The sequence below is a fragment of the Butyrivibrio sp. genome, from assembly GCF_024699075.1.
The window spans coordinates 1-7,022 of record NZ_JAILQF010000454.1 but is presented as its reverse complement, the minus strand read 5'-3'; the positions used below and the strand labels follow the sequence as shown (position 1 = coordinate 7,022).

7 protein-coding genes are annotated in these 7,022 nt (G+C 39.1%); 4 read left to right on the top strand and 3 right to left on the bottom strand.

Annotation, left to right across the window (positions count from 1 at the left end):
• A partial coding sequence (gene trkA / locus K6G87_RS17890) for a Trk system potassium transporter TrkA (protein WP_296840326.1) occupies window positions 1-1,360 on the bottom strand: 1,360 nt, incomplete at its 3' end.
• A 272-nt stretch (window positions 1,361-1,632) separates the two neighbouring features.
• Between trkA and K6G87_RS17885 the strand changes: the two genes are divergently transcribed.
• From K6G87_RS17885 to K6G87_RS17870, 4 genes are read left to right on the top strand one after another with little or no spacing between them, the layout of a single operon-like run.
• A complete protein-coding gene (locus K6G87_RS17885) occupies window positions 1,633-2,043 on the top strand; it encodes a hypothetical protein (RefSeq protein ID WP_296840323.1) in 411 nt (136 codons plus the stop codon).
• 17 nt (window positions 2,044-2,060) lie between these two features.
• Window positions 2,061-2,921, top strand: a complete 861-nt coding sequence (locus tag K6G87_RS17880) for a DUF5685 family protein (RefSeq protein WP_296840320.1) — start codon at window positions 2,061-2,063, stop codon at window positions 2,919-2,921.
• Window positions 2,922-2,961: 40 nt separating this feature from the next.
• A complete protein-coding gene (locus K6G87_RS17875; protein ID WP_296840317.1) occupies window positions 2,962-3,660 on the top strand; it encodes a J domain-containing protein in 699 nt (232 codons plus the stop codon).
• 17 nt (window positions 3,661-3,677) lie between these two features.
• Complete coding sequence (locus K6G87_RS17870; RefSeq protein WP_296840315.1) at window positions 3,678-4,208, top strand: flavodoxin family protein; 531 nt, start codon at window positions 3,678-3,680, stop codon at window positions 4,206-4,208.
• Between the two features lie 43 nt (window positions 4,209-4,251).
• On the opposite strand, the gene K6G87_RS17865 is transcribed toward K6G87_RS17870, so the two are convergent.
• Both K6G87_RS17865 and K6G87_RS17860 read right to left on the bottom strand, forming a co-directional pair.
• Window positions 4,252-6,312, bottom strand: coding sequence for a beta-galactosidase (locus K6G87_RS17865; protein WP_296840312.1), 2,061 nt, complete (start codon window positions 6,310-6,312; stop codon window positions 4,252-4,254).
• 143 nt (window positions 6,313-6,455) lie between these two features.
• Window positions 6,456-7,022 (bottom strand): His/Gly/Thr/Pro-type tRNA ligase C-terminal domain-containing protein (locus K6G87_RS17860; RefSeq protein ID WP_296840309.1); only part of this gene is annotated, 567 nt, incomplete at its 5' end.

The following is a 7,022-nucleotide window of genomic DNA, read 5'->3' as shown; positions in this document are numbered from 1 at the left end:
TATCTGCAAGAATATCTTCTATCTCATCAAATCCGGTGCAGGTTGTAATTATTATTACAGAATCCCCTTCCTGAATCTGGCTCTGACCTGTAGGAAGTATTATCTCACCATGATGATTGATGCATGCAATAAGTGTGCCCTTCTTAAGCTGAAGCTCCTGAAGCGGAATTCCTATAACAGGACTTCCTGCAGAAATAATGAATTCAAGTGCTTCTACCTTATCGTCATCCATCTTATAAAGTGATTCAAGCTGCTGTGAACCCATAGAATTGGTCATTCCTCTTACATACTGAACGATCTTGTCAGCAGTTATGCTACGTGGATTAAGGACGCTTCCAACATCAAGTGTTCCAATAAGTTCATTGTAACCTGCTCTATGAACTCTGATAATACGCTTGGCTTTGGAAACTGTAGCTGTATATAAAGAGAGCATGATATTTTCTTCATCCACACCTGTAAGTACTACAAATGACTCAGCACCAACAAGGCCTTCCTCCAACAGCTCTGCTCTGTCAGTACCATCAGCATGTATTATAAGTGCTTCCGGCAAAAGAGATGCAAGTTCATTACATCTTTCTAAGTTGGATTCGAAGATTTTGACTTCTATACCAAAAGAAATAAGCTGCTTTGCAAGATAATGGCAGGTCTGACCTCCACCTACTATTATGGTTGATTTAACACCTGCAGTAGGCAGATTGTTCTTTTTAAAGAAGGCAATCATTTTCCTTGGTGTTCCTATAACAGATATCTCATCTTTGGCTCTTATGATAAAAGAGCCATCAGGTATAACAACATCCTCTCCTCTTCTTACAATACCAATAAGAACAGGGAGTTTTAATTCCTGAGCAATATCTTTGATCGATTTATCGCAAAGTTTGGAATCTTCTGAAACTGTGATTCTTATAAGCTCAGCTCTTCCCTTAGCAAATGTATCTATCTTATTGGCTGAAGGGAACTTGAGAAGCTTTGCAGCCTCATTGGCGCAGGCTTCTTCCGGATTTATGACCATGGATAGTCCAAGCTCTTCTTTGATAAAATCTATCTCTCTTGAATATACAGGATTTCTTACTCTTGCTATTGTATGACAATGCCCTGTTTTCCTTGCAATAAGGCAGCAAAGGAGGTTGATCTCATCAGAATCTGTTACTGCTATCATAAGATCAGCAGCTTCAATTCCAGCGTCTTTGAGTATAGAATAGCTGGCTCCGTTACCTACTATCCCCATTACGTCATAGTTGTTGACAACATTCTGGATTACATCACTGTCTTCTTCTATGACTGTGATATTATGGTTTTCTTTGCTAAGCTGTTCGATAAGTGAACGTCCAACGTTACCGCAGCCTACGATTATGATCTGCATCTGATATCAGTGCTCCTGTATATTATTTTAATTGCAGTGTTTAGCGTTTTTTTATATTTGTTTATTCTTGTATCATTGTATTTTATACATATGAATTATAGAATTTGATATAGAAACGGGCAACAGCTGCGTTTTAATCGGTGCTATCATAGTCTGTCCTTTAAAGAGCAGGATCAGCTATTATGTGACCCATACGTCATTATAGTACCACTAGGGTTTATCTGCAAATAACAGAAAGGTGTTAAACATATATGCGTTTTAGGGACTATTTAATGAAATTCAATAATTTTATGTATACCCATATGCAGGGTAGATATATTACATATGGTTATGATGCATTTTCCAAATTTTTATTTGGTCTTACATTCATTTTTATATTCGTAAATATAATAGCCGGTAGCGGAATTATAAGTCTTATAACACTTGGACTTATCATCTATAGCTATTATCGGCTACTATCCAAAAAAATACCAGAAAGATATAAGGAAAACGAGCAATTCATAAGTATCAAAAACCGTGTTGTTGGCTTTTTTAAAAACTTTAGATATAATGCTAATCAGGCTAGAAACTATCATATCTATAAATGCCCCGGATGTGGTCAGAAAATACGTATTCCCCGTGGCAAAGGCAATATAATGGTAAGATGTCCAAAATGCGGAACTGAATTTCAAAAAAGAGCCTGACTTTAAGAGGTCATTCTATGTTCGGTTATATTACCATCAATAAACCTGAGATCAAATTTAAAGAGTACGACATATACCATGCTTACTATTGCGGTTTTTGTCGTATCCTGAAAAAAGAATACGGGCTATCCGGTCAGGCAACTCTGACTTATGATCTTACGTTCCTTATCATGCTTTTGTCAGGACTTTATGAACCTGAAGAAAAAATTGGAGATACTCATTGTATAGTTCATCCAATTGTAAAGCAGTCTACGAGGATCAACAAGTTTTCGGAATATGCTGCGGATATGAATGTTCTCCTTGCCTACTATAAATGCAGAGATGACTGGGATGATGAACGCAAGTTCTCAAAACTGTTATACTCAGAAGTTCTTCTTAAAGCTGTTCATAAGGCTGAAAAGAAATATCCTGAAAAATCAGCTTTTATAAAGGATGGTCTTCGCCGCATAAATGAATGTGAAGAATCAGGCGAGCAAAATGTCGACAAGGTTGCAGGACTTTTTGGTGAGATATTTGCTGAAATATTCTGTTATGAAGAAGATGAGTGGGCTTCTGCACTTAGAAGAATAGGTTTTTTCCTTGGTAAATTCATTTATATACTTGATGCCTGTGATGATATAGAAAAAGATATCAAGAAGGGTTCCTACAATCCTTTCAAAGAAATATGGCAAAAGGATCCGGAAGGCTTCGATACCTACTGCTCCGAACTTTTAACAATGATGATATCAGAATGCTGCAAAGCTTTTGAAATGCTACCTATCATTGAAAATGTTACCATACTTCGAAACATCCTATATTCAGGCGTTTGGGTCAAATTTGAACTTATTCATGGGACAAGAACTAAAAAGCTTTCAAAAAACAGCCAGGAGCAGGAATAAAACCCTTGTATCCTGAGCGGTCAGGAGATTACGAATAAACATGTCAGATCCTTATAAGGTACTGGGAATTACAAGCAGCGCCAGCGATGATGAAGTCAAAAAGGCTTACAGAAACTTATCAAGAAAATATCATCCCGATGCAAATATAAACAATCCAAATAAAGATAAAGCCGAAGAAATGTTCAAGCTTGTACAGCAGGCATATCAGCAGATCATGAGGGAACGATCAGGTGATTACTCTCAGTCAGGCCCTTCCGGAAGATACGGTTCAGGATACGGCGGTTTTGGCGGCTTTGGTGATTATGGCGACTTTGGATTCGGAGGTTTTAACAATCAAAGAGCTGCCGGTGAAGATGATGAAGATTCTATCCACCTTCGTGCAGCAGTTAATTATATTCAGGGACGTCATTTCAGAGAAGCTCTGAATGTCCTTGATTCTATCAAAAACAGATCAGCAATGTGGTATTACTACAGTGCTGTAGCCAATAATGGTGTAGGTAATAATGCAACAGCTCTCCAACATGCCCAGATGGCAGCAAAGATGGAGCCTGGAAACCGTAATTATCAGGAACTTGTTCAGATCTTAAATTCCGGTGGTAACTGGTATATGAGACAAAGTTCTTCCTACGGATATCCTTTTGGAGGAAGCGTCGACTGTTCAAGACTATGTATGACTATGGTTTTATGTAATGCATGTTGCGGTGGTGGCGGATGCTGCTTCCCATTTTTCTGCATCTGATATGAGGTTAGTTATATATGCTTAAATATCTTGTCGCTTATGCAAGCGAAACCGGCAACACCAAGAAAGTTGCTGAAGAAATATATAATGCCATTCCTGACAGTCGTAAAGAGATCATTAACGTGCGCTCTTTTGTGGGACTTCATGAAGCTGAGAACTATTTCATTGGGTACTGGGCCAATTTTGGCACCTGTTCAATGGAAATAATCGACCTTCTGTCTTCTCTTCATGGCAAAAATGTTGCCATATTTGGAACCTGCAGTCTTGGTAATACCGAAACCTATTACAAGAAACTTGAACTTGCAGCTACCACCTGGCTTCCTGATGATAACACAGTTCTTGGATCTTACTTTTGCCAGGGCCGCATGCCTATAGAATTCAGACAAAAATATGAATCCTGTCGCGGCAAATGTTCTGACGAGCAGCTTAAAATGGTCATAGAAGCCTATGACAATGCCAAGACCCATCCTGACAGGCAGGACCTTTTAAAAGCTAATGTTTTCACATCTGAAATAATCAAAAAGATAGAGGCATCAAAAAACGATTAACAACCAGATAAAATGGTTGTTAATCGTTTTTTATTAAGCATTATCAAATTTCAAATACTGCTACGTCGTAGCCTTTAAGTTCATAACTTCCGTAAGCGCTTCCGCCATTTAAAATATCCTGCATTTCTTTTTTAAGATTTAGAATTACGTCTGACTTATCAAAGTTAAGAACAAAGAGCCACTTCTTTGCGCCATCTGTTCTTACTGCAAGTTCACATTCCTTAGGAAGTTCGATAAGGTATTCATAAGGGCTGCATACTCCAAGCATCTTGAAAAGCCCTGCAGCAGTATCCTCCGTAAAGGTACTTCCAAAAGAGTACACCTTGCCAAGTCCATAAATATTTCTGATAAGGGCAGGCTCATCCTTGATATAAGTACTATCGTATACTCCTTTAACTTCTGCTGTATTTGATGTTACCTGAAGCTGGTCAAAAAAACCTTTTGCAGATAGTCTGAACTTCTGGTTACTATCTCCTTGTTTAACCACATATATATTCTCTTCATCAGGGGCTTCAGGCGTGAACTCTGCAACTATACATCCTGCCATGTCCTTAAAGACGCCTGGAAGATCATCCATAGTAATATGCCCTTCAGATGTTTTAAGGCCTGCCCTGCATCCAAGAAGGAGTCTTCCTCCATTTTTTACATATCTTTCAAGCATCATTGCTTCCATCTGGGTTACTACAACTGCGTGAGGGAATATGAGAAGATCATATTTTTCCAGATCTTCATCCGAAGTTCCCTTTCCAAGATAGATATAATCTATAGGGGTATGAGTCCTTGTTGCTGCAGCAAATATGCCCTTCTGGCTTATCTCTTCAAGCTCGCTGTGCCACTTATCGCATTGCGCATCCCACTGATTATCCCAGGTCCTAAGTACCGCTACCTTTGCTTCATATTTGCTGTTACAAACTCGTGATAACTTCTTGACCTCATCACAGATATTCCTTACTTCTCTTAACCTTCTGTTTTCACGGTTTGAATAATCAAGTATTCCATGCCAATAGATCTCGGTTCCTATCGTGGAAGTTCTCCATCTGAAGTACGATACATACTCAGCACCGTGTGATATGGACTGCATGGTCCAAAGCCTTATCTGGCCTGGCCTTGGCGTAGGCATTCTCATTCTTGTAGTCCATCCGCCTGCTCCTGACTGCTGTTCCATGATTCCAAAGGGTTCTGATATACTTCTTACTTCTGTAAGATTTCTGCTCCACCATCGGTCCAGAAGGTCTCTTTCTCCTCTTTGATCATAAAACTCATCATAAGCAAAGTTTGGATATGAATCATAGGTGTAGAAATCAAGCGATTCCTTGTTCATCTTATGGTTATCAAGATTGAACATTCCATTGGTTGTGATAAAATCACCCTCTTTAAGATACTTACGGATTATATCGCTTTGGAGCTTTATATAGCTTCTTGCGCAGTCAGATACAAAGCGCCTGTAATCAAGGTTCTGATGCGGGTTACCAACATTATGATTGGTCTGACGTGGTATATGTACTTCGGAAAAAGAGGAATAGGTCTGATTCCAGAATCTTGTTCCCCAGGCTTCATTTAAAGCATCAAGATTTATATATTTTTTAATGACCCATTCCCTGAAAGCAAGATCATCACTTTCAGAGTAGAATTCATCCGTTTCGCAGTTGATCTCATTATCTATCTGCCAGCCTATGATGCATGGATGTGAGGCAAAATGAGCTGCTAAGTGCTCAGTTATAAGTTCAGTCTTCTGTCTAAAAATACGGCTACTATGATTAACGTGACATCTTTCTCCATGATAGACAAGACTTCCATCTCTCTTGGCATTAAGTACTTCAGGATATTTCTCTGTGAGCCATGCCGGAGGAGTAGCTGTTGGTGTACAAAAGATAACTTTCATACCAATCTTATTGCACAGCTCCAAAAAATCATCAAAAAAGTCATAGACATAAGTGCCTTCTACAGGTTCTGTCAGATTCCATGAAAACTCCCCGATACGTATAACTTCAATTCCTGTTTTCTTCATCCTCTCAAGGTCATCCTGCCACATGTTTTGAGGCCAGTGTTCAGGATAATAACAGGTACCAATAGTGATCTTTGTGCCATCTAGTAATAAATTCATATAGCTGCCCCCTTATGTCACTTCTTTTTGCTTTTAGAAAAAGGCATACAGAATGAACTGCATGCCTTTAGTTTTCTCTTAATATGATCACAGGAAAAATCCTATGGTCAATATAAGTCTAATTCAATTATAAAACACAGCTATTACTCTTCGTCAAGAGACTGGATAAGCTCAAGTGATCTTTCAAGATTCATCTTGTTGCACATCTCAACAAACTTCTTGAAAGGCACATTCTGAATCTGCTTGTTGGAGCCGCGAACATTTATAGATACTGTTCCTTCTGCAGCTTCCTTATCACCGATTACAAGAATGTATGGATCTTTATAATTCTTGAACTTCTTGATCTTCTCTTTCATGTTGCTGTCGCTTGTATCAAGCTCAACACGAACATGGTTAGCTGTAAGCTCGTTAGCGATCTTCTCAGCATATTCGTTGTGCTCTTCTCTGATCGGAACGATACCAACCTGGTATGGTGAAAGCCAGAATGGGAATGCTCCCTTGAAGTGCTCTGTAATGATACCGATGAAACGCTCAAGTGAACCATAGATTGCTCTGTGAACAACTACAGGCTGCTTCATTGTGCCATCCTTGTCCTGATATGTAAGCTCAAAGTTGTGAGGAAGCTGGAAGTCAAGCTGCATTGTACCACACTGCCACTCACGTCCAAGAGCATCCTTGATCTGAAGGTCGATCTTAGGACCATAGAAAGC